Raw genomic sequence first — 26,182 nt, 5'->3', positions numbered from 1 at the left:
ACATCATGAGTGTGACCAAGGGATTGCTGGTCAGGTTCGACGCGTTGCCCGGCAAGGAGGACGAGGTGAAGGACTTCCTCGACAGCGGCCGTGGGCTTGTCGAGGGAGAGCAGGCCACCACCGCGTGGTTCGCGATCCGCCTCGGGCCGACCTCGTTCGGCATCTTCGACGTCTTTCCGGACGACGCCGGACGTGATGCCCACCTGTCCGGACCCGTGGCGGAAGCGCTCGGCGAGAACGCCGGCACGTTGTTCTCCGAACCCACGATCGAGAAGCTCGACGTCCTGGCTTCCAAGCTCCCCGCCTGACACCACAGACCGGGAGTACTGACCCCGATATGAGGGGTCGCTGCGCGCGGTGACTTCGGGCTGACACAGCCCGTTGACGTCGTGGCAGCGGCCCCTTCTCTTGCGGCCTATCGCCCATCCCTAACAGATCGAGGAACCGCGATGACAGGAACTGACGACGACGTTGCCCCGACGCGTTCACCCGAGGTAGCAGTGATCGGGGGCGGGATCGTCGGTCTGTCGACGGCGTACGCGCTGCGGGAGCAGGGCGTGCCGGTGCGCTTGTACGAGGCCGGTCTGCCCGGAACGGGTCAGTCCGCGGGCGAGTCGCGGATCTTCCGGCATGCCCACGACGACCCGCGACTCGTCGCTTTCGCGCGCGAAAGCCGCGGCGTATGGGATGAGTGGGCCGAACACTTCGACGTCGAGCTGGTCTCATCAGACGGTGTCGTGGCGATCGGCGAGAGCGCCCTGGCGCGGCTGCGGGTGCTCGACCAGGTCGGCGGCGTGGAAGCGCACGAGATCGATGCAGCCGAGCTCGCCCAGCGAATGCCGCTGCTCGCTGGGTACTCGGGGCCAGCGGTGCTCGACGAGTCGGGCGGCGCGATCCGCACCCGCACCGCGATCACGGCACTCGCGGGTGCCCTCGCAGATGCCGTCACCACCGCAGAGGTCATCTCCATCGATCCCCGTGCCGATGGGACGGTCGAGGTGCGCAGCGTCACCGACCGGGCTGTCTACTCCAAGGTGGTCGTGTGCGCCGGCCGCGAAACCGCCCGCCTGGCCCGCAGCGTCGGCCTGTCGCTGCCGGTTCGCCTTGCCGCACACGTCCGGCTGACCTTCGACGTGAAAGCCGCCGCCCCGGCTCGAGTCGCGTGCCTGCAGGACAGCAGCGGCGTCTTCGGCGAAGTCGGCGTGTACGCGACGCCGCTACCGGGCAACAGCAGTTATTCGGTCGGACTCAGCGAAACCGTCGGCGTCCGCGACGACGGAACGTTCATCGACCCTGCGGCGATTCGATCGCTGGACGAACGCGCGCGCGAGTACGTGACACGGGCGCTGCCCGGTCTCCACCCAGAGCCGCGCGACTTTCTTCACTGCTGGGTGACCGACCTCCCATGGAGCGAGGACGGGGTGGCCGTGTGGGAGGCAGGCTCTGTCATTTTTGTGGCCGGTCACAATCTGTTCAAGCAGGCACCTGCGCTGGGTCGCGCTCTTGCCCGGGCTGCGACCGGCGGCGGTCTCGCCGCCGACCTCACGCCCGCCGCTCGCCTCGGCGAAGCCCTGCGATAGTTCGCCTGACCCCAGTACGGACGCACTCAATGGGTAAACGTCTCCTCGTCGAGGACAACGGCAGCCCGCCCTGGGTCAACCCAAGAGTCGCGGCTGGACAGCAGTCACAGTCTCAACCACCTTGTCATGGGGTGTCTTCATCGTGAGGATTGGTACGCGGAGGTGCCGCAGCGGGATCCGTCACTGCGGGATCCACCTCTGGCACCTTGCCGTGTCCGCGAACGTAGAACGCGTCCGTCGGAGTAGGCACCTCGGTGAGCGCCGCCAGACCACTCTCGGCGTTGGAGGGTCGCGACTCGTGAACCACCATGTCACCGCGAGTTCCGTACTGGCCCACCAGCCGATACCAGGACCGCAGCCTGAAGCGAGATTTGCGCTGCCTCTCCGATCTTGAGACGTAGCGTTGCCCGCGAACCGGCCCTTCTCTGCGCGTACCGCGCGACGGTGCGCCAGCGCAGCGTACCGGTGACCGATCCCTGAAAGGTCGCGCTCGTCGAAGGCATAGTCACCGTGCCACCGGTCGAGGTACTGCAAGCAGATCGCAACAAGTTGTCGGGCCTGATCGATTGTGACCTCGTGTCCGCGGCGAGAGAAGCGAATGCGCGCGTTGGACACCACCGCCCCTTGCACGTCGGGAACGCCACGGTCGAGATCCATGCACGTGCCAAGCACGGCGTTGAGGTCACTACGGCGCAGCCAGGGAGCGACCCCCCTGAAGAGCAGGCAGCAACTCGACGACGTTCTCCGCGAGCGCGAGCCGACAGGGTATGCTCGGCGAAAACACCGGCATGACGTCGAACTTAGGCGAGACAGCCCTCGCCCATCGGTCGACGCGATTGGCATGTGGCACACAACCAGGAGGTACTCATGACCATCAGGCTCGAATCCGTATCGCTCGAGGACGCTCAGCGCGTGATCGCCGCCGCTCAGGCTAAGGCGGAAGAGATCGGGTCGCCGAGCAACATTGCGGTGGTCGACGCGGGTGCTAATTTAGTTTCCCACATTCGCATGGACAACGCGTGGGTGGGCAGCGTCGACATTTCGATCAACAAGGCCTTTACGGCGCGCGCCTTCGACATCGCCACAAAGGACCTGGCCGAAAATGCTCAGCCCGGTGAGCAGTTCTACGGCATCCAGAACTCGAACCATGGCAGGGTCATGGTCTTCGCTGGCGGCATCCCGCTGCGCCGCGACGGCCTGGTCGTCGGCGCGGTAGGAGTGAGCGGGGGTAGCGGCGAGCAGGATCAGACGGTCGCCGAGGCAGCTGTAGCGGCGTTCTAATCCATCCCAGAGAACGCAAAACCGAGCAAAGGATAGAAGGTCAGCAAAGCGCTTCTGGTGCGCCTCGAAGCACTGCCCGGCAGGGAGGAAGAAGTCCGCGACTTCTTGAACCAGGGGCTGTCAATCGTAGAGGGTGAGCCCAAGACGGGCCTTGACCCCGGATCGTGGACACGATGTCATTTCGGTTATGCCGCTTCCGTGAGGGTAGCTGATCTCGCGGCCGCGTAGGTGTTCTCGTAGCTGTTCGGGGTGATCTGGCCGATCGCGGAGTGGCGTCGGCGCGTGTTGTATCGGTTCGTCCACCGGAACACGGCCCGGTGGGCGGTGGCTTGATCGGGGAACGCCGACGCGCCTTGGAGGAGCTCGCGTTTGAGCGCGGCGTTGAAGCTCTCGGCCAGCGAGTTGTCGGCGCTCGTGCCCACCGCGCCCATGGACTGGGTCACCTTGAGCTGCTCGCAGAGTGCTGCGTAGGCTTTCGACGCGTAGACCGAGCCGTGGTCGCTGTGGAACACTGCGCCGGCCAGCGATCCGCGGTCGCGGTGCGCGCCGCGGAGAGCGCCTTCGACGAGTTCGGTGCGCATGTGGTCGGCGACCTGCCAGCCGGCGAGCTTGCGCGACCCGAGGTCGATGCAGGTCGCCAGATACAGGTTGCTGCCGTCATCGATGGGGAGGTAGGTGATATCGCCGACATACCTGCGGTTCGGCTCCCCGGTGCTGAAGTCCCGCCCGATCAGGTCGGGGAACTTCCGTCCGGACTGGTCCGGGATCGTGGTCTTCACCCGGCGGCGCAGTCGGATCCCGCGAGCGCGTGTTCCCGCATCACCCGAGCGACCCGCTTATGATTCACCCGCCCGGCGGCGGGGACGCCGTCGTTGAGGTCGGCAGTGATCCTCGGTGCCCCGTAGGTGCGGTCACCACCCTGCGCGGGGTCCTGCAGCACCCGGATCCGTGCCGCCAACCGGGCGTCGTCCGCGGCTCGCGCGGCCCGTCCCGGGGCTGCGGCCAGCCACGCGTAGAACGAGGACCGGGCGATCTCGATGACCTCACACAACCGCTTCACGCCGTAGGCGTCCTTGTGGTCCTCGACGAACTGGAAGCGGTTCACCAGTTCGTCTCCGCAGCGAAATACTTCGCCGCCTGACGGAGGATGTCCCGCTCCGTCTCGAGCTTGACCTGCTCCGCTCTCGAGACCGCTAACTCGGCTTCCAACCGGATGATCCTCGCCGCCTGCGACTCCGACCGCACCGACACCGGCGGCGACACCGAACCGGCCGCAGCGGTCCCGGATCCGAGCTTGTCGACCCATTCCTTCAACGCACCACGGGAGATCCCCAAATCGGCCGCGATCGCTTTCAGCGTCGCGCCCGGCGTGGACTCGTACAAATCCACCGCACGCTGCCGGAACTCGTCCGTGTAGTTCTTCCTTGCCATCCCTCAGATTCTCGCTTCCCCAGCATCGTGCTGGAATCAGCGTGTCCAAGATCAGGGGTCAAGCCCCTGTTGTGGATACAGAATGCCATACACCTTTCGACCAGAAGGCGATTACGGCGCGCACCCGCAAAGCATTCTCCTCAGAGAACCATAGGAATAATTCGTCACAGTGACAGTTACCCTCACTGACATCGGGCTTGGAAGCTGACAACCGCATCGGAATCGGTTCCGGCCATCGATGTCATTCGCTGTCACGAGATCCCGGAATGCCCGATTCTACTGACAAATCCGCTGACACCGAGCCTGGAATCTGCCAACTTCTGTCGGAACCTACAAGATCCGACAACAACAACAACTACCCTCGCGCCATGTCAACGAAGCGGCTCAGATGTAGTTGGTGCGCAACGGTAATCGTGGCGGTCGGCCCATTTCGATGCTTGCCAACAATGATGTCGGCCTCGCCCGCGCGAGGATCGTCACGTTCAAAGGCATCCGGCCGATGCAGGAGGATAACCATGTCGGCATCCTGCTCCAGGCTGTTGTGGACCGAAATGCCGTTTGCGACAAAGTTATGTGTCTCCGCGACGGTTCCGTCGAAGACGTCTTGTTCACCGACGCTGGTTATATCGACGATCCGATCCCAGTAGACGTCGTTGGTGGCCAGCATCTCGATGTCGGCACTGTCGAGCACCGCGGCTACCCGAGCGAGTCGAGAACGACTGGGTGAGTGCTTCCACATCGTCGCCCCACAGAAACGCGATCCCATCGCTGCAGCGAATGCTCGGTGCGTCATTCCGTTATGCCGCAACAATTCTCGAACCTGCGTCCACACCGCCGCAGGTACCGTGTCGGCATTGGTGTTCGCCTCGACCGTGTTGAGCTTCTCCAACGCACGCTTCGCAAGGACCCCGCGAACGCCATGGACTCCGATCTTCGCCAAAAACGTCGTCTGATTCTCGACGCCAGTCACGGTGACGTGCCAACACTCGCGATAGCCCGACTTTTCGGTCCGAACCGTACGCGAATAGATGCCGAATCTCAGAAGTAGATTGGCGACGTCGTCCGCCAGGCGACGCGAGGTAGTTGCGTAGTAGATACGGGCCTGACTCGCCTTGTCGTCCCACCGCACCGACCCATCCGTCGACCACAAGTGATGCAGGAACAACGCGATCTGGTCGTTCGGCAGGGAGAATACCGCACAGGGCACGAACTTCTCGTAACTCCGTAACCCGAAAAGACCCAAGCCATCAAGCCACGCTGCGATAGGATTGCGCCTGCCGTGAGTAAGCCGATAAGGCGCCGGAAGTCGCAGAGTTGTCACGCGGGCCGCGGCGTACTCGTCCCGCACGGCCGTGATCCCGAAATGCTCGGCGGCAGCGGCCACAGCCGTGAGATTGTCTTCGTCGATACTCGCGTACCGGATCGGCTGACGCTTGACACATGATCCGTCGCCGATCATGTGCGCCAACATCACAATCTCGGCTTCAGCCATGACGCTGGTGTCACGCGGTTCGGGCGCCCAACGTGGTGCGGCAACGCGATCGTCGACCCGTAAGTCCGACAGCGGGATCCAGCCATCGAGCGTCATGAACGGATGGTTCCCCGTCGCCTCGACGACGCGGCCTGAAGCCATCCGAACCCGGAACACTTCCTTGTGTCCGCTCGGGAACACCTTCACCATCGGGCGAGCCACCATGCGCATACGCTCGTCCAACGACCACACGAGTGGCTGTTCACCGGACTCCAACAATTCGCCGAGCGTCACCTCGGAACCGTTGTCGGCCCTCAAGATCCGCGTCGATGCCGGAAGACAGCCCGACTCGCGAAGATCCGACACCTGCGGCTTCTTGTCGGTGCGCTGCTCCGGTCCGCGGTTGAGCTGGCTGATCGCGACGACCGGAACCTCGAGTTCCTTTGCGAGCAGCTTCAATTGGCGGCTGAACTCCGAGACCTCCTGCTGGCGCGACTCGACCTTTTTGCCCGAGGTCATCAGCTGCATGTAGTCCACCACAACGAGTTTCAGGTCGTGACGCTGTTTGAGGCGTCGCGCCTTGGCGCGGATCTCCATCATGGTGAGGTTCGGCGAGTCGTCGATGAACAGCGGCGCCTCGGAGATCTCACCCATGCGGCGCGCGAGACGGGTCCAGTCATCGTCGGACATGGAACCACCGCGCATGTCGCCGAGTTTGATCTTCGCCTCGGCCGAGAGGAGTCGCATCACGATCTCGACCTTGCTCATCTCCAACGAGAACATCGCGGCCGTCATCTGGTGGCCTATCGAGCACGACCGGATGAAATCCATGGCGAGCGTCGAGTTGTGTGTCGGCACCATGGCTTCGCCTGCGAGATACATGTGGTCGTCGTTGTCGACCTGCACGCACCGGACCGGGACACTGCGCACAGGGCGCACGGCGACAAGTCGTCGGACTCCGGAGCGGCGTCGAAGCTCCTTGTGGCGCAACGCTTTGTGGTAGACGGTGAACACATCATCGTCGCCGGTGTCGACGCGCAGCCAGCCGGTCGCCGACCGCTTGTAGGTGTATCCGAGTCCTGCGACCAGGTCGGCGAGTACGGCGGTCATGTGTCGGGTGGCGGCGGGCACGATGATCCACCCGTCCTCATCGACGCTGGCGCGGGCATCGAGAAGTCCGGCGAGCAGTGCTCGGCGCTGCGCAATCGACCCGCGCAGGTACTCGTAAGGAATGCGGCCGCCGAGATCCGACATCAGCGCCATTACGTCGACATCGCCCTCGGCGTCGATGCGGATACCGATCTCGGGATCGTCGAACGCCATCCCCGCAAGCGCCGCAACGGTATACGGACCGTAGGCGAAGTTCTTGCGCGGCAGGTCGAGCGGCGCGGTGTTGCGCACCATGGCGCAGCCGACGTGCACTCGTAGGTCGGCGGTGGTGAGGGTGCGTTTCTCGTCGTCGATCTCGGCGACCCACTGGTGCTGTTCGTCGGCGACCAGCACGGTGCCGTCGCTGAACTCGACCTCGAAGCACGGCCGGTCGGTCATGACGTCGGTCGCCGCGACGACGCGCGTCGGGGCACCGCTGGCGTCGATGAGTTGGTCGCCGACGCTGACGGTGCCCATCGTGGTCCAGCCGGTCGGCGTCGGCAGCGGGGTGTCGAGGGCGAGTGCCTTGCCGACACCGGGACGCGCGGCCACGATGATCATCTGGCCGGGGTGCAGTCCGTTGGTGAGCTTGTCGAGATCGGCGAAGCCGGTGGGCACCCCGAGCGAGATGCCGCCACGCGAGGCGATGGAGTCGATCTCGTCCATCGTCGGCTGCAGCAACTCTTCGAGCGGCACGTAGTCCTCGGCGGTGCGGCGCTCGGTGACCTCGTACACCTCGGCCTGGGCGCGGTCGACGACCTCCGCGACGTCTTGACCGTCGGCTCCCGAATAGCCGAACTGCACGATGCGCGTACCCGCCTCGACAAGGCGTCGGAGAATGGCCTTCTCTGCGACGATCTCGGCGTAGTAGCCGGCGTTGGCGGCGGTGGGGACCGTCGAGATCAGCGTGTGCAGGTAGGGCGCGCCGCCGATGCGGCGCAGTTCTCCCGCGCGCTCGAGCTCGGCGGCGACGGTGACTGCGTCGGCGGGCTCGCCCTTTCCGTACAGCTCGAGGATCGCCTCGTACACAGCCTGGTGTGCCGGCCGGTAGAAGTCGTTGGTGCGGATCTTCTCGATGACGTCGGCGATTGCGTCCTTCGAGAGCATCATGCCGCCGAGCACCGACTGCTCTGCGGCCATGTCCTGCGGCGGTTGCCTCCCGAACTCCTCGACGGGGATGTCGGGCTCATCTGCTCGGCCGGAATCCCGCGGCGCGTCATGGCCGCGATCATCGACAACTGCCACCCTGTGCCAACCTCTCGAATTCGAAACCCTGACGATCGACGTCCCCCAACCGTCACATTCGTCGAACACGGCGGTGCGCAGACGATTCCACCGTCAGCTGCAGCAGGTTGGCAGAGCCGTCTTTGTTCATACCCTCGAGGTCTGACACGTCGACTCGACGGACTCCGGTCGCGACCTTGTCGGGCACTGTTCGGAGACATTAGGGGGCGACGACGCCGCACTCAAATGCTCCTGTGTACGGATCTGTGGATGACCTGTGGACGATGCGCGAACAACGCAGCGACCGTTGTGCAGGCCCTGTGGACAACATGGGGAGTTTGTGTGTGCACAAACGCGTTTGTGCACGTCAGGGACTGTGCGCGATTTCCACAGCAAAGAACTTGTATTCACTCGGCGTGTCACGGTGAAGTCGCATTCGGGCGTGTTCTCCATCTCGGGCAACAAGCGGAGAGCGACGAAGCTGTGAACACTCCGTGTGACGTGGGCGACATTCCCGTTCACCTCGGTATTCGACGCCGGGCCACTCGTCGACAGCATTCGGTGACCCGATTCCGCCACCTCCGCGCCGCCCACTGTGGTGGACTGGGCGCGTGTCGCCTTTGGGTAGTCGTTCACGACAGTCGCGCATTCGGCTGGCGTCCGCGCTCGTCGGTCTCGCAGCGATCTGCGCTTCTGTGGTTCACGCGGCGCCCGCGACGGCAGCGCCCCCTCTCCCGGCGGCTTTCGACCTCTCTCGGTTCCGGACCGTCGACCCGACACAATTCCGTTCACTGGCCTACGACGACAACGGACGATCGTTCTTCACCACCGGCCGATGGAACTGCCAGATAGGTCCGACGTTCCGCTCGGTGGGCTGTCAGGGCCGTCCTGCCACCGCGCCACCGGGCATCCAGGGCGCTGCCATCACCGCCGACGCCCAGGGTCCGTGGTGGGTCCCCAGCGCCGGTGGGCTGACCGGGACCACCTACCGCTTCGGCTCGACGTCGGGCTTCCGCCCGCCGCGTCTTGGCGTCGGTACACGGGTCACGATCGCAGGTGTCACCTGCACCGTGCCGTCCAGCACTCAGGTCGCGTGCCGTACCGGCGAGCGGGCGCTCATCTTCGCCCCCGGGTTCCACAAGTTCTATTACCCGGCAGCCGACACCGCACACAACGGAAACCCTGCGGCACGCTACCTACCGGTGTCGTTGCGATCGTCTGATCAGCTACCGAATCTGCCCGCGCCACCGATGTAAACGGCACGGCCGCGTCGATATGAGCGATCGCTCAGCTCGCCGCAGCGGACGCGACTGCCGTCGACGTCGAGCGGTGCCGACGAACGTGCACTCGACGCGGCGTCGCGGTCATCAGAAGACTGGCATCAATTCCGTACGGGACAGCAACGACGGGCAGATCACCGGTGGCGCAAAGCCTTCGGGCCAGCTGCGTCGGGATCGACCCGCAGCCGAGGACCACGGCTGCAGCGCCGATGTCTCGTGCTTCGCGCGCGAGCACGACCGCCGGTGCACCGCTGCGTACCAGTCCGTGAACAGTCCGAGCTCCCGCAGCATGCGCGATCTCGCGCGCATGGCGCTGCACCTCGTGGATCACGGCCAGGTCTGTGAGCAGATATCCCTCGTCGCGGAGAGCGTCCCGCAGCCGACGTTCTTCGGCAGACCCCCTACCGGAACGCTGATAGCTGACGGGCGACGTCGGACGGACCGCGCTGACGAGATACAGCGGTGCAGTGTCGCCGACCGCTCGTGCCGCGTGCTCGACGGCCCACCGCGATCGGTCGGTGCCGCAGACCCCGATGACGATGGGTCGTTGGCCGTCCGGCGCCGAATCCGGTGTAGGAGTGCACCTGCTATCTGACGCGAGTGGAGTCCCACCACGGAGCGGGATGGTTGCGACCTGATGGTGGGTGATGTGGTGTCCGAAGAGTGTGCGTTTCATGACGACTCCGAGAGGCAGTACGTATCGTGATCGGACGAGCCCAGATCTGCGGCCGCACGTCGTCGTACTTCCCCGGTTCAAGTACTTCCCCGGTTCACCCGGTCGGGGCTCGCTTGACGATGACGCTACGAGTGCACACCGCCGACGCCGCGCGTAGCCGACTACTCCTTTTGCGTCGGCGCGCGTGTGCCGGGCTGCGGCGGGTACTCGGATCATGAGTCATGCCAACGACTTCCAGAGACGCCAAGAGCCGGGCGGAACGAACCCCGCCCGGCTCTGGTGACCGAGTTACGCTACTGCGAAATCAGGCAGCGACGACGTCGACCTGAACGGTCGCGGTGACGTCGGGATGCAGGTTCACGACGACCGGGAAGGTGCCGGTCGACTTGATGTGTCCCTTGGGCAGTTCGACGTTGCGCTTGTCGACTGCGGGGCCACCTGCGGACTTGATCGCGCCGGCGACATCGCCTGCGGTGACCGAGCCGAACAGCTTGCCCGAATCGTGCGTCTTGACCGTCAGGCTGATTCCCGAGAGATTCTCGAGCGCCTGCTTGACCTCGTTGGCGTGCTCGACGCCACGGATCTCACGAGCCTCTTGCGAGCGTCGGATGGTCTCGACCTGCTTCTCTGCGCCACGGGTGGCCTTGATGGCCAGGCCGCGGGGCAGCAGGTAGTTGCGGCCGTAGCCGTCCTTGACCTCGACGGTGTCGCCGGCTTCGCCGAGGTTCTCCACGGCGGCGGTGAGGATGAGTTTCATGTCTGTATCCCCTTCCGGCTTATCGGGCGGTCGAGGTGAAGGGCAGCAGTGCCACCTCACGCGAGTTCTTGACGGCCACAGCGACGTCGCGCTGGTGCTGGACGCAGTTGCCGGTCACGCGACGCGACCGGATCTTGCCGCGGTCGGACAGGAAACGACGCAGCAGTGCGGTGTCCTTGTAGTCGATATCGGCCTTCTTGTCCTTGCAGAAGGAGCACGCCTTGGTCTTGGTGACCTTCTCGACGCGCACCTTCCGGGTGCTCTTAGCTTTTGCCATGTGTTACTCCAAAGTTGTTGCGCGACAGCATGTGTAGGTGCCGCCGTCGCGAATCAGAAGGGGGGTTCGTCGTCCCCGCCGCCGAAGTTTCCGCCGCTGCTCGCGGGTGCACTGCCCCACGGGTCGTCGGCCACCTGCTGGCCCGATCCCGACCCGCCGCCGCGGCTTCCGCCGCCGGACGAGCCGAAACCACCGCCGCCCCCACCGCGCGAGGCCTTGTTGACCTTCGCGGTGGCGTAGCGCAGTGATGGGCCGATCTCGTCGACCTCGAGCTCCACAACCGTGCGCTTCTCGCCCTCTCGGGTTTCGTACGACCGCTGCTTGAGGCGACCCTGCACGATGACCCGGGATCCCTTGGTCAGACTCTCGGTCACGTTCTCCGCGGCCTCGCGCCAGATGTTGCAGCGCAGGAACAGCGCTTCGCCGTCCTTCCACTCGTTCGTCTGACGATCGAATGTGCGCGGCGTCGACGCCACCGTGAAGTTGGCCACCGCCGCACCCGACGGAGTGAACCGGAGTTCCGGATCAGCCGTGAGGTTGCCGATGACCGTGATGACCGTGTCGCCTGCCATGTGTTTCCCCTTAGGTCTACGTGTGGGCACTCGTCGAAGTCGATGTGCACCGCGAGTTGACCTCAACCCTAGGTGTGGACACCGACGAGATCGATGGATTCGTTCGGTCGATCAGGGATCTGTGGGTTACTTGCGCAGAACCTTCGTGCGCAGAACCGACTCGTTCAGCTTGAGCTGACGATCGAGCTCGCTGACCGTCTTGGGCTCGGCGTTGAGATCGATAACGGCGTAAATGCCTTCGCTGTGCTTCAGGATCTCGTAAGCGAGTCGGCGCTTGCCCCAGATGTCGACGTTGTCCACCTTGCCGCCGTCGTTACGGACAACATTGAGGAAGGTATCGAGTGAAGGGGCGACGGTGCGCTCGTCCAGATTCGGATCGAGGATGACCATCAATTCGTAGTGACGCATAAGACCACATCACCTCCTATGGGCTCATCGGCCACGGACTGTCCGCGGCAGGAGGGTCGCCTGCGTCGGCAACCGCTCCACCATACACGGGACACCCCTGACCAGCGAAATCAGCGTCGCGCCGACTCACGCAGTCGCTCAGCAGCGTCGTCGACAACCCTGCGCAACTCCTCAGGCGACTCGATCACGAAGGCGCATCCGAGTCCTACGAGCACGCTAGGAATCCATTCAAGTCGCTCGGCCGAGATCGACGCCCTGCACCAGATTTCGCCGTCGTCGGTCGAAAGTCGTTCCACGAGGGCAACACTCGCCGGCAGGTGTGCCCGGATGCTGTCCTCGTCGGCCTGGATACGGAGCGACACCTGCCAGGCGCGCTCCGCGGTGGCGAAGCGATGCGCGAGGTCGAGCGGACCGCGTTCGTCGCGGAAGGGGCGTGAGGTGTATTCGCCATCCAGAGTGCGGATCGTCTGCACCCTGTCGACCCGGAACGTGCGTTCGGCACCCCTGCGCAGATCGAGACCGACCATGTACCAGTGACCCCTGTAGGCGATGAGGTCGTAGGGGTGCACCGTGCGGCGCTGCATGGCGCCGGGTTGCGCGGTGCGCGACGCCGACGCCCCGCGGTATGTGATGGCCAGCGGTCGACGATGCGCCACCGCGTCGGCGATCGTCAACAGGACCTCAGCGTCGGCCACCTCCGGTGTGCGCTCTCCCGCGAATATCGCGGTGTGCAGAAGTGCGTCGACCCGTGCCGCCGCGTGGGGCGGGAGCGCTCGTCGCAGCTTGGACAGCGCGGTGTGCACCGCGGTGTCCGATGACAGATCCGTCGACTGCGCACGCAACAATCCGAGGGTCACCGCCACCGCCTCGTCGTCGGACAACATCAGCGGTGGCATGCGGTAGCCGGCCGAGACCCGATAGCCACCGTTGCGCCCACGAACCGACTCGACCGGGATGCCGAGCTCCCGCAGCTGCGCCACGTAGCGCCGCACAGTTCGTTCGTCGACGTCGAGTCGTTCGGCAAGTTCCCCACGTTTGCGCACTCCGCTCGACTGCAGCAGTTCGAGGAGCATCAACATGCGGGAGACGGGAGCCGTCATGCCCCTGATCTTCTCATCAATACTGGACCGATTCTGTCCGGTATCGGACCTAGCGTGAGTGGTCGGTGATCACGAGGTCACCGTTCCCGCCACGGAAAGGTCGCGACATGAATCTGGCAGCCACCCGAATCATCACCGACGACGTCGACGCCCTGGTGACGTTCTACGAGAAGGTCACCAGCCTGACGGCCACCCGCCTGCATCCGTTGTTCGCCGAGTTCGCCACGCCGACCGGAACACTTGCCATCGCGAGTTCGCAGACCATCGGCCTGCTCGGAGAGAACGCACTCGAGCCGCGAGCCAACCGCTCGGTCACGTTGGATTTCCTGGTCGACGACGTCGACGCCCTCTACCCCACGTTGCAGGGCGTCGTCGACGACTTCGTGAACCAACCCACGACCATGCCGTGGGGCAACCGCTCACTGCTGTTCCGCGATCCCGACGGAAACCTCGTCAATCTGTTCAGTCCGGCGACGGACGACGCGCAGGCACGTTTCGCCCAGTGACCTCGTGGAGACCACCGACATCGACGGGTAGGTGACGCAGCCCACCGCACCCCGATCTCCTACCCTGTAGGCCATGCCCGCGCTCCGCTTCTCTCCGACCATGGGCTTCGGGCAGTACACGCTGTCGCGCCGCGGCGAGACGGCGCTGATCCTCCTGGTCTCGCTGCTTCTCACCTCGGTGGCTCTGTACTGGTCATACGTCATCAAACTGAAGTGCGGTGGCGAACCCTTCTACCCCGACGGACGCTCGCACCACTTCCCCGTCGGTGATGTGAACGCCGTGGTCCCCTGCTACTCCGACCTGATGTACCTGTGGGTTGGGCGCGACATCAACAACCATGTCTTCCCGTTCATCCACGGCGGCATCACGGCCGACGGGCACCTGTTCGGCGGTTCCGTCGAGTACCCGGTCTTGTCGGGACTGTTGATGTATCTCGGTGCGATCGGCGCCCACAACGACACCGAGTTCTTCACGCACTCCGCGCTGATCCTCATGCCGTTCGCCTTCGCCATCACGATCATGCTCGCGCTCATGACCCGCTGGTGGGTGCTGCTGTGGGCGGCCACTCCGCCGCTGGTGCTCTACGCGTTCCACAACTGGGAGCTGCCGGTGGTCGCGACGGCGGTCGGCGCCGTGGCGGTGATGGCGTGGGGGGCGTCGATCAGTCCACGCACCGGAGACAGACGGCTCACGCTGCGCACGTCGGCGATACTCGCGGCCGTCCTGTTGGGAATCGGCTTCTGCCTCAAGCTCTATCCGGGCTTCTTCGCGCTGCCGTTGGCGCTGTACGTACTGACGCGCGGCGGCGAGATCGCTGGTCCGGTCCGTCGACGCGGGACTGACGATCTCGACTGGGCAGGTGCCGCCATGACCGCGGTCGCCGCGGCGGTGACGGTCGTGGCGATCCAGCTGCCGTTCATGATCCTGGGCTTCGAGGGGTGGAAAGCTGCGCTCTCGTTCCAGGGCAAACGCAAGTCCGAGGTCGACACCAACTCGATCTGGTACTGGGGTCTCCGCCATTTCACGGGCGGACAGACCGACACCTACAACTCACTCGTCGGACTGCTGTCGCCCCTGCTGATAATCTGCGCCTTCGCGCTCGCGGTGTATCTCGGCTGGCGCGTGTACCTGGACTCCGGGACCTACCCGTGGATCGGCGTCTCGGGTTCGATGCTCGCCGGATTCATGCTGTTCCACAAGGTTCATTCACCGCAGTACACCCTGTGGATTCTGCCGTTCTTCGTCCTCCTCAGGACACGCTGGCCGATCATCGTCGCCTACCTCGTCGCCGACTTCATCCTGGACACCACCATCTTCCGGCTGTTCGGCATCTACACGTCGGGATCGCCGATGCAGTGGTGGGTGATGGCGGGCGTGAACGTCGGCGTCTGGGTGACCGCAGCGATCCACCTGTATCTGATCTTCGCGTTCGTGCGCTCCCCATTGCGAGAACCGTTGGCCACCATCGTCGCTCCCCGTCCGCGACCGTCCGGCGATCCCGAGCCGGTACTCGCGACCTCGTCGTAGAGGAGTCGGCATGAACGAATGGCTCGGCACCGAGACGCTTGTCGGCGAGCGGGTCACCCTGCGGCCGTTGACCTTCGACGACGCTCCCGCGCTCGCGCGAGTGGTCGACGACCCGCAGCGCTTCGCGTGGACGTCGGTCCCCGACGACGAGGCGTCGGCGCGCGACTACATCGCCACGGCCCTGGCCGACGATGCACGCATCGCCTATGCCGTCATCGACAACACCGACGGCCGACTCGTCGGATCGACGAGCTACTACGACATCGATCAGGCCAACCGCTCGGTCGCGATCGGCTACACGTTCTACGCCGATTCAGCACAGGGCACTGCGGTCAACCCGACCGCGAAATACCTTTTGCTGCACCACGCCTTCGAGGACTGCGGAGTGATCCGCGTCGTCTGGCACACCCACGAGAACAATGCTCAGTCGCGGGCTGCGATCGCCAAACTCGGTGCGACGTTCGAGGGCCTTCTCCGCAAGCACCGCCGCTGGGGCGACGGCTGGCGCACCACAGCGCAGTACGCCATGGTCGACGACGACTGGCCGCAAGCGAGAAGTGCTCTACTGCGGCGCATCTCATCCCACTAGTAGGACATCCGCGCGCGACGACCATCATCGCCGTAGTACTGCTCGAGCCTGTGTGCGGCCCATTCGACGAGTTCCGTGGGCGGTTGGAGGTCAGGGGTTGTCATTCAACCTATGACGTCGAGAGTCTCCGAGCGGTTCCGCTCGAATTCTCGGCCATACCCGCACGGGGTTCGAGCGCGTCCGGCCGATAAGCGCCCGCGGCACCGTCGAGCGGGCCGCCCGCGGGATCGTCGAGGGGTCGTCCCCGCCGGTCCCGTCGGACCAGGTCGTCCTCGGGGTGGTAGATCTGCCAGATCACGACGATGCACAGTACGACCACCATCAACCCGCGTAGTGCCACGGCCAGCGTGAACCAGCCCTCGGGCAGCCATCGCCGGGACGGGTCGAGGAACAACGACATCCGCGGCACCCACACCAACGCGTCGATCACCATCCAGGTCATCAGCAGACGCGCATGGGGAATCGCGAGCACGGCGAGGGGCACCAGCCAGAGCGAGTACTGCGGGCTCCACACCTTGTTGACCAGAAGGAAGCCTGCGACCATGAGGAACGCCAGCTGCGCGAGTCGTGGCCGTGTCGGTGCGCGTAGCGCCATGTACCCGATCCCACAGGCGATCACGACCAGCAGGCCGAGTGTGATCGCGTTCAGCAGCGTGATGTTCCATGTGAAACCAGCTGCTTTGGCGAGGATGTGGAAGACCGTGTCGGAGTCGGCACCACGCTCGCCGTTGTAGCGGAAGAACTCATACCATCCGCGCGGATACAGCAGCAGGATCGGGAGATTCACCACGACCCATGTCAGCACCGCCACCGACGCCGCGGCGAAGAAGTCGCTCACGCGTCTGGCTCGCAGGCACAGGACGAGAAGAACGAACAGCAGCAGGATCGGGTACCACTTCGACGCGACGCCCAGCCCGATGAACAGTCCGGCCAACCACGGCTTGTTGCGTGACCACGCGAGGATCGCGACCGCGACCATCGCCACCGCGATGGCGTCGAAGTTGGTGAACGCGTGGACGATCACCAGCGGTGACAGTGCGGCGAGCCACGCGGCCCAGATGCGGGTACGAGCGGTCAGCGCCGTCGCCCACACCACGACGAGCCAGAACAGGGCGAGCCCGAGCGCCACGAGGTCGAAGAACAGGACCACGCTCAGCGCCGCGGGTACACCCCAGTTGTCGTGCAGCCACTGCCACCCGTGCGCCGCCTGCGCCATGCCGTACATGTAGAGCCCGGTGAGCACCGGATACTCCATGTACCGCTTGATGGTGTTGCCGTTCTGGTCCTCCTGGAACCAGTAGGCGCGATAGGGGAAGGCGCCCTTGTCCAGACGTTCTGCGCCGTACAGCGCGATGACGTCGGAGTAGCAGAGGTCGGTGAACTGACGTTGGTTGTCCCAGTCGAGTCGCATCGAGTGCCCGGCGTCGTTGGCTTCCGACGTCGCCGGGGCCTGCTGCAGACACCCGGCCTTTCCGTACCAACTCAGCGCCAATGCGCACAGCGACAACAAGAACAGCACTCGGATCGGTGTCCATCTGCGACTGCGCCCGACCGCACCGTGCGCTCCGAGCGGACCGCCGATCACCCGGCTGGCGTCGCGGACGACGACGTCGCTTCGGCTCAGGATCACCCGCGAATCGTCGCTGCGCGGATCTTCGGACAGGGCGACCGGGCTCATCACGCCGTCGGCGATCACATCCCGCGATCCCGGCGGTTTCGACGCCGCGGCGTCGTCGGAGGCTGCTCGCGCCAACGAGTGGCGATCAGCCGACCGGCGGCTCAGGGGTGTCTCCGCCCTCGTTACCGGTTCCGCCCGTTCCTCCGGTGCCCCCGGTGCCTCCGCCTGTGTTGCCGTTCTCGGTCCCGTTACCGGTGTTGCCGTTTCCGGAGTTCCCCGGCGCCGGGTTGCCCGGGATCGGGATGGTCACACCGGGCGCGAGGGTGATGCCACCACCGCCACCGCCCGGAATCTGCGGTGCCTGCGGGGTGTCCTCACGCTGCGTACGAGTGCGCGGCGAGTTGTAGTTGTAGTCGGGGTTGTAGGTGCTGGTCGGTGCGTCGGCCGGTGCGCCTGCCTGGCCTCCCACAGCCGCGGGCTCGGGGAACTGCTCGATCTGGTCACCCTCGAGTGCGTTGTTCATCGTCTTCCGCCAGATCTGCGACGGCAGCCCGCTGCCGTAGACCGGCGACCCGCCGTAGTTGGTCAGCGCGGTGCCCTTGTCGGTACCGACCCACACCGCGGTGGCCAACTGCGGGGTGTACCCGACCATCCATGCGTCCTTGTTCTGACCGGTGTCGCCGAGCTGGGCGGTACCGGTCTTGGCGGCCGACGGACGTGCACCGTAGGTGTCGTCGGAGAGCGAGTTGCCGTTCGAGTACGCGGCGATCGGCTCGAGAGCCGAGGTCACGTTGTCGGCGACCTTGGCCGGGAAGACCCGCTGACCCTGGTTCTGCTGGTGCTCGTAGAGCACCTCGCCGGTCGAGGTCTCCACCTTCTGTACCAGGTACGGCTCGCGGTACACGCCGGATGCGGCGAGAGTGGCGTACGCCGACGCCATGTCGATGACCCGCGACGGGTACTGACCGAGCACGACGCCGCCCTCGACCTGACCGTCGGGGTTCTGCAGCGTCTTCTGGATGTCGCCGAACGACTCCGCGACGCCGGCCTTGTGCGCGGCGTCGGCGACGGCGCGCGCCTGACCGTCGAGGTCCATCATCAGGCGGTAGTACACGGTGTTGAGCGACATCTTCATCGCGGTCGCGAGGTTGCACGAACCGCAGCTCTCACCGTCGGAGTTCTCGACGGTGAGCCCACTCGAGGTGGTGTACGGGGCCGAGCTGTAGACCTTCGACAGCGGGATACCCTGCTGCAGTGCGGCAATCAAGGCGAAGACCTTGAACGACGATCCCGTCTGCAGACCCGCCTGCGCGTAGTCCCAGCCCTGGCCGTCGTCGCCGCCGTAGTAGCCGCGGACGCCACCGGTCTTGGGATCGATCGACACGACGGCGTCGCGGATCTTGTCCGGCTCCCCGTTGAGCACGCCGTTGTCGCACGAGTAGATCTTGTTCTCCCGGCACGCCGCCTGCACCGCGGCGTTCTGTGCCTTGGGGTCGATGGTCGTGGTGACCTTGAGGCCCTCGGTCCGCACCTGCTGCTCGGAGATGTTGAGCTTGTTGAGCTCGGCCATCACCTGACGCTTGATCAGCCCGTTGGGTCCCGGCGTCTCGACAGCGGCTGCCGGCTGGGGATAGACCTTGGGGTACTGCATCGACGCGCGCTCTGACTGCTTGAGCGAACCGATCTGGACCATGCCGTCGAGGACGTAGTTCCACCGCCCCTCGGACGCGACTTTGTCGACCGCGGGGTCGTAGTAGGAAGGCGAACGGATCGCCGCCGCCAACACCGCCGACTCCTCGGGGGTCAACTTGCTGACGTCCTTACGGAAGTACGCCTGCGATGCCGCGGACACTCCGTACGCACCGCGCCCGAAGTAGATGGTGTTGAGGTAGGCCGCCATGATGTCGTCCTTGGACCACTGCCCCGACATCTTGGTCGCGATCGCGAGCTCCTTGAACTTGCGCTCATAACTGTGCTCGTCGCCGACGAGTGCGTTCTTGACGTATTGCTGCGTGATGGTCGAACCACCACCTGCGTCGGCGTTGTTGGTGAAACGACCCAGCACTGCGCGACCGATGCCGGTCACCGAGAAGCCTTCGTTGCTCCGGAACTGGCGATCCTCCGCCGCGATGACGGCGTCCTGCATCGACTTGGGGATGTCGGTGATCTTGACGTCGGTGCGATTGCCCTCGGGCGGCACGACCTTGGCCAGCGTCTTGCCCGACGAGTCGGTGATCAGCGCCACCTGGTTCTGCTTGATGTCGCCAGGGCTGGGCACGCTCGCGGTCGCGTAAGCGATCGCGAAGGCGAGGATGCCGATCAGAATGACGGCGGGGACCAACCCGCCGAGAATGCCGAGCGTCCAGGCGATAACCCGATGCCGCGACCGCGTAGTCTGCTCGGCATCGTTCTTGGCCGATCCACTCGGTCGTTTACCCGTGCCGCGCGACGACTCCGTCCCGCTCATCGATCACCTTTCCGCACCGCTACCCACAACCCGCTCACGCGTGTTCGAACAGTGTTGTCCGAGGTCAGAACCGCCACCATGGTCGGTTTGCCGCTCCTCACAGTACTTCTCCATCGCATGTAACCCACTCCACTGTGACGTACGCGGTGGTTACGCGGCAAAAACCTGCGGCACACACCACACACGTCTCATCGTCGACGAGCGTCACATCTCTCGTCGACGATCGCGGAACAATCGTTATTCGGCCACCCGCCGACGACGTCGTGTCGATCGCGGCGGCAGACCCGCAACGTACGACTGCACGAGATGGTTCCAGCTGCAGGTACGGCAGACCTCGACGACGTGCACGGTGAATTCTTCGGCAGTCGCGTCGAGTCTCGCGATCTCTTCGGAGGTACGGGCCGACCCCGACACCTGACCGAGCCGGTCGCCGAACACCCACGAAACCAGTGTCACCTGCTCCTTACGGCAGATCGGGCACAGCGTCGACGACGGGCGCCCGTGAAACTTCGCGGCGCGCAACAGGTAGGGATTCGCATCGCACACGTCGGCCACGGCTGTCCGGCCGGAGTGGACATCGGACAGCCGCGACCGACGCTGCAAGGCGTAGTCGACGATCTGGCGCACGTGTTTCAGGGTACGTCGTCGCGATCGGCGGCGTCTCTGTGACGCTCCAGCCAGCTCCGAGTCGTCCACCGGACACCTGTGGGACACGTCTACGACACTCCCCCGTCGACACGGTTATATCGGTGCGATACATTGAGAACAACATCGGCGCGACATGCTGTGCCGTCCCATCGGAGATGCGCGGCGTTCGCGATCAACAGTTCACACACCCGAGGAGGTGCGCACCATGCTGGAGCTCGCCATTCTCGGACTGCTGCTCGAGTCGCCGATGCACGGCTACGAGCTGCGCAAACGCCTCACCGGACTGTTGGGCGCTTTTCGCGCGTTCTCGTACGGCTCCCTGTATCCGACGCTGCGTCGGATGCAGGCCGACGGCCTGATCGACGAGGCAAGTGCGCCGGCGGGCGTCAAAGTTCGACGCGGTCGGCGCGTGTACCAACTGACCGAGAAGGGTCGCACCCGCTTCAACGAGCTCGTCGCCGACACCGGTCCGCAGAATTACACCGACGACGGGTTCGGCGTGCACCTGGCCTTCTTCTCCAGGACTCCGGCGGTGGCCCGGATGCGCATCCTCGAAGGGCGTCGTCGTCAGGTCGAGGAGCGGCGCGAGGGACTGCGTGAACTCGTCACCCGCGCGACACGCGCGTCGGACCGGTACACCCGCCAACTGCACGAGTTGAGCCTCGAATCCAGCGAGCGCGAGGTGCGCTGGCTCAACGAGCTCATCGCCGCAGAACACACACTTCCGGACGCGAGCCCACAGCAGGGCCGCGACGGGACAGAAGAAACACCCGAGCCGCCGGAACCGGCTGCGCTCGACACCGCCCCGGTGCCCCAGAATTCACCGGCGGTGACCCACGTTCCAGGGTCCAGCGACGTTCGCGGTCCCAGAGAAAAAGAAGGAGAACCCGACCATGGGTGAGCCCAATAAGGTGCGCGTGGCCATAGTGGGCGTAGGAAACTGCGCTTCATCCTTGGTCCAGGGCGTTCAGTACTACAAGGACGCCGACGAGAACTCGACCGTCCCCGGCCTGATGCACGTCAAGTTCGGGCAGTATCACGTGCGCGACGTCGAGTTCGTCGCCGCCTTCGACGTCGACGCCAAGAAGGTCGGTTTCGACCTCTCCGACGCGATCTTCGCGAGCGAGAACAACACCATCAAGATCGCCGACGTCCCGCCGACCGGTGTCACCGTGCAGCGCGGCCACACCCTCGACGGTCTGGGCAAGTACTACCTGCAGACCATCACCGAGGCCGACGGCGACGGCGTCGACGTTGTGCAGACACTCAAGGACAACGAGGTCGACGTTTTGGTGTCCTACCTGCCGGTGGGCTCCGAGCAGGCCGACAAGTTCTACGCGCAGTGCGCGATCGACGCGGGCGTCGCCTTCGTCAACGCCCTGCCCGTGTTCATCGCGTCCGACCCCGAGTGGGCCGAGAAGTTCCGCGCCGCAGGCGTGCCGATCGTCGGCGACGACATCAAGAGCCAGGTGGGCGCGACCATCACCCACCGCGTGATGGCCAAGCTGTTCGAGGACCGCGGCGTCGCACTCGACCGCACCTACCAGCTCAACGTCGGCGGCAACATGGACTTCAAGAACATGCTCGAGCGTGAGCGCCTGGAGTCGAAGAAGGTCTCCAAGACCCAGGCTGTCACGTCGAACCTCACCGGCTCGCTCGCCGGCAAGGTCGAGGACAAGAACGTCCACATCGGACCGTCGGACCACGTCGCATGGCTCGACGACCGCAAGTGGGCCTACGTTCGCCTCGAAGGCCGTGCCTTCGGCGACGTTCCGCTGAACCTGGAGTACAAGCTCGAGGTCTGGGACTCCCCCAACTCGGCAGGCATCATCATCGACGCCGTGCGCGCCGCGAAGATCGCCAAGGACCGCGGCATCGGCGGACCGATCCTCCCGGCCTCGGCCTACCTGATGAAGAGCCCGCCCGAGCAGCTCGCCGACGACGTCGCACGCCAGCAGCTGGAGACGTTCATCGAGGGCTGATACCTCACCTCCGCGCCGGAGCGCGCACGTTGCCCCTCGATTCGATCTCGGACCGAGGGGCAACGTCGTTCAGCGCTCGTCGGCTCGCGTTTCGGCGGCGCGGCGGTCTCTACGATGGATTTAGTGATCGATGCAACTACTCGTGCGACTCGTAGGTGGACGATCGTGGCTATCGCAGCGATCTGCGTCGGCATCGCGACGTATCTCCTCGCCGTGCGAACCACCACCGGGCAGCGGATCGAGAACGCGGCTTTACGCGGCGCCGACCATGTGTCCCACGGCGAGTACACCGAGGCAGGTGACGCGCTGGGCCAGATCACCGTGGTGTCACTGGCCATCGCGACCTTGATCGTCCTGATCGTCGCAGCACTGCGAAGGCAACTGCGGGTGGGAGTGGTGGCAGTGGCCATCATCGGCGGAGCACAAGTCGTCACGCAGACACTCAAGCGATTCGTCCTGACCCGGCCGGATCTCGTCGACACGAGCGGACCCTACGCTCACAACAGCTTGCCAAGCGGTCACACCACGATTGCCATCACCGTGCTCTTCGCGATCATGCTCGTGGTCCCGTACCGCGTACGAGGTCTGGCAATCCTGATCGTCACCCCATGGGCGATCAGCATCGGCGCGTACACGATCACCGCGAAATGGCACCGGTTCTCCGACACACTGGCCGCGGATTGTGTGGCACTCGCCGTGGCGTGCCTCGTGTGTCTGGTCGCCGTACGTGTGGGGTGGCTTGACGTCGAGGGACACGCGTCGAGCGTCGACCCCCTCGGTCGCGGCATCATCGCGGCACTCATGGCGCTCGCGTTCGTCGTCTTCGCCGGACTAGGGATCGTGCTGTGGGCCGCGACGTGGCTCGGTGGTGGAAGCACCGACACCGTCGAAGACAATTCCTATCTCGGCGCCAACATGCTGGCGGCAGCCGGATCGACCGGTGTTGCGCTCATCTTCTGGTGGACTCTGCACAAGGTGTCACTGACCTCGCCGGCTCGCGAGGTCGTCGACCATCGCACGCAGCTCGACCACCTCTGACGGGCGTGTTCGTCACGCCTGCGGCGCGAGCACGTCCTCGTGCCCGTGCCTGCGGCACCAGCTGACGATGTAGCGGGCGTGCAGGCCGCACCAGCGGTACACAGAGGCCTGAGTGAGCGTGAGTCGGTCGTCGTGTTCTTTCCGCTCATGCATCATCGGTCCGAGATAGTGGCTGGTCACCTTGTTCGCAGTGTTCGGCGACACCTTGGCGATCGATGCAAGCGTCGCGTTGTCGGAGGCATTACCCGCGGCGATGGCGCCGGCCATCCGGGCGGCGGTGATACCTCTTCTCCCGGTGAACAATTCGTACAGCGGCGGATAGCGCGGCGAGGGCGTGTTGTCGGCCAGCTTCTCTCCGTGCGCAATGGTGCGCAGCGCGGCGACGAGGGGACCGAACCCGTCAGCCTTGGCGACCACACCCCAGACGTCTGAGCGCAATCGCGCTTCCTCCAGGTGATCGGTCTCCATCGAGTGCCCCTGGGTTGCCAGCAGGACCGGCGCAAGCCGGTCCGCCTGCCCGAGGCCGTCGAGCACGTCGAGGCCGTCGAACGTCCACTCGGCGTCAGGGCGGTTGAAGATGAGGTCGGCGGAGACGACGTCGAATCTGACTCGCCCGAACACGCTACGGACGAACTCGTCTCGGTCGTGTGCGACCACTACCGTCGCAGACTCGATCGTCGCTCGAATCGGCTCAGCCACCACATCTCCGAGCGGAGACGCGATCAGGATGCGCATGCCTTCCACGGCACTCCTCGTTCGTTCACACCTTCATGCGTAATCACGTCCACATGTGATCAGTTCGTGCGTGATTTAGTACTACGCTCGGTCAATTGGGCGTTTTCGCGCGCCATTGCCACACCGCAATGTCATCACAAGTGATGACTTGCGCGCGCGTCGGGGGCACGATTTCACCTAACCGGTGAGACCGGCCGCATCACGTCAGATTCGCGCTTCCGTCAGGGCAGCGCGCATTACCCGGGGAGAACCATGACCGTCGACTTCGTCAGAGAGATCGACAATCCGACGCCTGTTCTGAAAACAGTCGCCACTGCAGTCATCATCGCCGAGCACGACGTCATCGACTCCGCGCTCGCGGTGTTCGTCGAAGACGCAGGCCTACACGCAGTCATCATCGACCTCGATCACGCCACCGACTCCCTCGGCGGCCTCGACTCCCCCGCCATCACGATCGTCCGTTCACAGCGCCGTATCGCGCAGGTCCGATCCATTCGCGCGCTGAACGGCTGCATGATCGGAACCGTAGGCGTACCGGTGTCGGACCCGCGCACCGTCGACATCACCGATCCGGGACACGCGCTCGACGTGCTGACGGGGCTGGCCGGCCGGTCGGAGCCGGGTCATCCTCGGATTCCCCGCGTCCACGTCACCGAACGGGAGCGGGAGGTCCTCACCGCGTACGTCCTCGGCGCAACGCTGCGCGAAACGGCACGCCGCTTCTTCATCGCAGAGAGCACCGCCCGCGAGCATTACCGCCGGGTGCGGCAGCGCTACCTCGACGCAGGGCGGCCCGTCGCCAACAAGGCGGAACTGCTGCTTGCCCTCATCGCCGACGGCTGGGTGCGGCCGGAACAACTCTGAGCCGTCGGCACGTGCTGGGCGCTGACGAACGCTGGACACGTCACGCAGGTCAGTAGGCTTGGACCATGCGTGTGCAGCGGTGGGTGGCAACCGGACCGGGCGGTCTCGACGACTTCGCCTTCATCGACGATCAACTGCACCCACCCGGGCCGGGCGAGGTGAGCATCGAGGTCCTGGCCGCAGGGGTCAATCCGGCAGACCTGAAGCACGCGCAGGCAGCGTCGAGTTTTCCCGTCCCGATCGGTTACGAGGTGGCGGGCGTTGTCGCAGCGCTCGGTCCCGCAACCGAGATCGCCTCCGGCTCAGCAGCTCCCGGCGACGACGTGCTCGCCTTCCGGGTGTACGGCGGGTACGCGACCGCACTGACGGTGCCCGCGGAGAAGGTGTTCGCCAAGCCGTCGACGGTCGGCTTCCCCGAGGCCGCGAACCTCTTGCTGGCCGGGACGACGGCGGCAGACATGCTCAGGGCAGCGCGTGCGGTGACCGGCGAGACCATCCTGCTGCACGGGGCGTCGGGTGCGGTGGGCGTGGCGGTCCTGCAACTCGCACGCCTACGCGGGATCACCGTGATCGGCACGGCCAGCCGTCATGGTTTCGAGCGGGTCGCCGCATTCGGCGGTCTCCCAGTCGAATACGGGCCGGGACTGACCGACCGCGTCCGTGCTGCTGCCCCCGATGGCATCGCAGCAGCACTCGACGCCGCGGGCACCGACGAAGCCGTCGACACATCGGAAGAGTTGGTGGCCGACCGATCACGCATCGTCACCATCGTGGCGCGCGACCGTGCTCAGCGCGACGGGTTCGTCGCGCTCGGGGGAACACAGCCCGAGAGCGCCGCCTACCGCGACTCCGTACGCGCGGACCTGATCGCACACGCGGCAGCGGGTGATCTCGTCGTGCCGATCGCGCAGACCTTCCATCTGTCGCAGGCGCGCACCGCGCTGGAATTGGTTTCCGGCGGCCACGCGGGCGGGAAGGTCGCGCTCACGGTGTAGTGATCG

Annotated in this window: 23 protein-coding genes and 1 pseudogene; 12 read left to right on the top strand and 12 right to left on the bottom strand. The window is 65.2% G+C overall.

The genetic code is table 11. The annotated features are described in order from the left end of the window. Nucleotides 1-5: 5 nt before the first annotated feature. From LK459_RS09830 to LK459_RS09820, 3 genes are all read left to right on the top strand, one after another. Nucleotides 6-308 carry a putative quinol monooxygenase gene (locus tag LK459_RS09830; RefSeq protein ID WP_227923047.1) on the top strand — a complete coding sequence of 101 codons (303 nt, stop codon included), beginning with the start codon at nt 6-8 and terminating at the stop codon, nt 306-308. Between the two features lie 141 nt (nt 309-449). After that, nucleotides 450-1,580, top strand: a complete 1,131-nt coding sequence (locus tag LK459_RS09825) for an NAD(P)/FAD-dependent oxidoreductase (RefSeq protein WP_173674802.1) — start codon at nt 450-452, stop codon at nt 1,578-1,580. Between the two features lie 867 nt (nt 1,581-2,447). Continuing rightward, entirely contained in the window at nt 2,448-2,861 is a 414-nt protein-coding gene (locus LK459_RS09820) for a GlcG/HbpS family heme-binding protein (RefSeq protein ID WP_007241306.1), read from the top strand. Nucleotides 2,862-3,046: 185 nt separating this feature from the next. Here the strand turns inward: LK459_RS09820 and LK459_RS09810 are convergent. Further along, nucleotides 3,047-4,292: pseudogene (locus tag LK459_RS09810) on the bottom strand (IS3 family transposase). A gap of 355 nt (nt 4,293-4,647) precedes the next feature. Further along, nucleotides 4,648-8,157, bottom strand: a complete 3,510-nt coding sequence (locus tag LK459_RS09805; protein ID WP_227923045.1) for a replicative DNA helicase — start codon at nt 8,155-8,157, stop codon at nt 4,648-4,650. 599 nt (nt 8,158-8,756) lie between these two features. Between LK459_RS09805 and LK459_RS09800 the strand changes: the two genes are divergently transcribed. After that, nucleotides 8,757-9,392, top strand: coding sequence for a hypothetical protein (locus LK459_RS09800; protein ID WP_407648791.1), 636 nt, complete (start codon nt 8,757-8,759; stop codon nt 9,390-9,392). A 31-nt stretch (nt 9,393-9,423) separates the two neighbouring features. Here LK459_RS09800 and LK459_RS09795 read toward each other — a convergent pair whose 3' ends face one another. The 6 genes from LK459_RS09795 to LK459_RS09770 form a co-directional block, all read right to left on the bottom strand. Beyond that, complete coding sequence (locus tag LK459_RS09795; RefSeq protein ID WP_227923044.1) at nt 9,424-10,092, bottom strand: universal stress protein; 669 nt, start codon at nt 10,090-10,092, stop codon at nt 9,424-9,426. Between the two features lie 304 nt (nt 10,093-10,396). Then, complete coding sequence (gene rplI, locus LK459_RS09790) at nt 10,397-10,849, bottom strand: 50S ribosomal protein L9 (protein WP_007240967.1); 453 nt, start codon at nt 10,847-10,849, stop codon at nt 10,397-10,399. 19 nt (nt 10,850-10,868) lie between these two features. After that, nucleotides 10,869-11,126, bottom strand: coding sequence for a 30S ribosomal protein S18 (gene rpsR, locus LK459_RS09785; RefSeq protein ID WP_005177187.1), 258 nt, complete (start codon nt 11,124-11,126; stop codon nt 10,869-10,871). A gap of 53 nt (nt 11,127-11,179) precedes the next feature. Next, nucleotides 11,180-11,698: a single-stranded DNA-binding protein gene (locus tag LK459_RS09780; protein ID WP_007240968.1), complete on the bottom strand. Its 519-nt coding sequence runs from the start codon at nt 11,696-11,698 to the stop codon at nt 11,180-11,182. Between the two features lie 126 nt (nt 11,699-11,824). Continuing rightward, a complete protein-coding gene (rpsF, locus tag LK459_RS09775; RefSeq protein ID WP_005202393.1) occupies nt 11,825-12,106 on the bottom strand; it encodes a 30S ribosomal protein S6 in 282 nt (93 codons plus the stop codon). A 110-nt stretch (nt 12,107-12,216) separates the two neighbouring features. Further along, complete coding sequence (locus tag LK459_RS09770; RefSeq protein ID WP_227923042.1) at nt 12,217-13,206, bottom strand: helix-turn-helix transcriptional regulator; 990 nt, start codon at nt 13,204-13,206, stop codon at nt 12,217-12,219. A gap of 107 nt (nt 13,207-13,313) precedes the next feature. Between LK459_RS09770 and LK459_RS09765 the strand changes: the two genes are divergently transcribed. The 3 genes from LK459_RS09765 to LK459_RS09755 all read left to right on the top strand — a co-directional run bounded on the left by LK459_RS09765 (nt 13,314) and on the right by LK459_RS09755 (nt 15,829). Then, nucleotides 13,314-13,712: a VOC family protein gene (locus tag LK459_RS09765; protein WP_227923040.1), complete on the top strand. Its 399-nt coding sequence runs from the start codon at nt 13,314-13,316 to the stop codon at nt 13,710-13,712. 73 nt (nt 13,713-13,785) lie between these two features. Beyond that, complete coding sequence (locus LK459_RS09760; RefSeq protein WP_227923039.1) at nt 13,786-15,240, top strand: hypothetical protein; 1,455 nt, start codon at nt 13,786-13,788, stop codon at nt 15,238-15,240. Nucleotides 15,241-15,250: 10 nt separating this feature from the next. Continuing rightward, the gene (locus LK459_RS09755) at nt 15,251-15,829 is read left to right on the top strand and encodes a GNAT family N-acetyltransferase (protein ID WP_227923037.1); all 579 of its coding nucleotides are present in this window, start codon (nt 15,251-15,253) and stop codon (nt 15,827-15,829) included. A 109-nt stretch (nt 15,830-15,938) separates the two neighbouring features. On the opposite strand, the gene LK459_RS09750 is transcribed toward LK459_RS09755, so the two are convergent. The 3 genes from LK459_RS09750 to LK459_RS09740 all read right to left on the bottom strand — a co-directional run bounded on the left by LK459_RS09750 (nt 15,939) and on the right by LK459_RS09740 (nt 20,541). Further along, a complete protein-coding gene (locus LK459_RS09750; protein WP_227923662.1) occupies nt 15,939-17,507 on the bottom strand; it encodes a glycosyltransferase family 87 protein in 1,569 nt (522 codons plus the stop codon). An 85-nt stretch (nt 17,508-17,592) separates the two neighbouring features. Then, nucleotides 17,593-19,914 (bottom strand): transglycosylase domain-containing protein, encoded by a 2,322-nt coding sequence (locus LK459_RS09745; RefSeq protein WP_227923036.1) that lies wholly within the window; start codon nt 19,912-19,914, stop codon nt 17,593-17,595. 237 nt (nt 19,915-20,151) lie between these two features. Further along, nucleotides 20,152-20,541, bottom strand: coding sequence for a DUF5318 family protein (locus tag LK459_RS09740; RefSeq protein ID WP_007240975.1), 390 nt, complete (start codon nt 20,539-20,541; stop codon nt 20,152-20,154). A 226-nt stretch (nt 20,542-20,767) separates the two neighbouring features. On the opposite strand from LK459_RS09740, the gene LK459_RS09735 reads away from it, so the two are divergent. The 3 genes from LK459_RS09735 to LK459_RS09725 all read left to right on the top strand — a co-directional run bounded on the left by LK459_RS09735 (nt 20,768) and on the right by LK459_RS09725 (nt 23,582). Beyond that, nucleotides 20,768-21,463 (top strand): PadR family transcriptional regulator, encoded by a 696-nt coding sequence (locus tag LK459_RS09735; RefSeq protein WP_007240976.1) that lies wholly within the window; start codon nt 20,768-20,770, stop codon nt 21,461-21,463. Then, nucleotides 21,456-22,544 carry an inositol-3-phosphate synthase gene (locus LK459_RS09730; protein WP_227923035.1) on the top strand — a complete coding sequence of 363 codons (1,089 nt, stop codon included), beginning with the start codon at nt 21,456-21,458 and terminating at the stop codon, nt 22,542-22,544. The genes LK459_RS09735 and LK459_RS09730 overlap by 8 nt, the downstream gene beginning before the upstream one ends. A gap of 165 nt (nt 22,545-22,709) precedes the next feature. Next, nucleotides 22,710-23,582 (top strand): phosphatase PAP2 family protein, encoded by an 873-nt coding sequence (locus LK459_RS09725; RefSeq protein WP_227923034.1) that lies wholly within the window; start codon nt 22,710-22,712, stop codon nt 23,580-23,582. Between the two features lie 12 nt (nt 23,583-23,594). On the opposite strand, the gene LK459_RS09720 is transcribed toward LK459_RS09725, so the two are convergent. Next, nucleotides 23,595-24,317, bottom strand: a complete 723-nt coding sequence (locus LK459_RS09720) for an MSMEG_1198 family transcriptional regulator (protein ID WP_227923033.1) — start codon at nt 24,315-24,317, stop codon at nt 23,595-23,597. A 252-nt stretch (nt 24,318-24,569) separates the two neighbouring features. On the opposite strand from LK459_RS09720, the gene LK459_RS09715 reads away from it, so the two are divergent. Both LK459_RS09715 and LK459_RS09710 read left to right on the top strand, forming a co-directional pair. Continuing rightward, nucleotides 24,570-25,181, top strand: a complete 612-nt coding sequence (locus LK459_RS09715; protein ID WP_007238201.1) for a helix-turn-helix transcriptional regulator — start codon at nt 24,570-24,572, stop codon at nt 25,179-25,181. Between the two features lie 65 nt (nt 25,182-25,246). Further along, nucleotides 25,247-26,176: a quinone oxidoreductase family protein gene (locus LK459_RS09710; RefSeq protein WP_227923032.1), complete on the top strand. Its 930-nt coding sequence runs from the start codon at nt 25,247-25,249 to the stop codon at nt 26,174-26,176. Nucleotides 26,177-26,182: the final 6 nt, after the last annotated feature.

The organism is Gordonia otitidis (assembly GCF_020735545.1).
Lineage (GTDB): Bacteria > Actinomycetota > Actinomycetes > Mycobacteriales > Mycobacteriaceae > Gordonia > Gordonia otitidis.
This window is presented reverse-complemented; position numbering and strand designations above follow the sequence as displayed.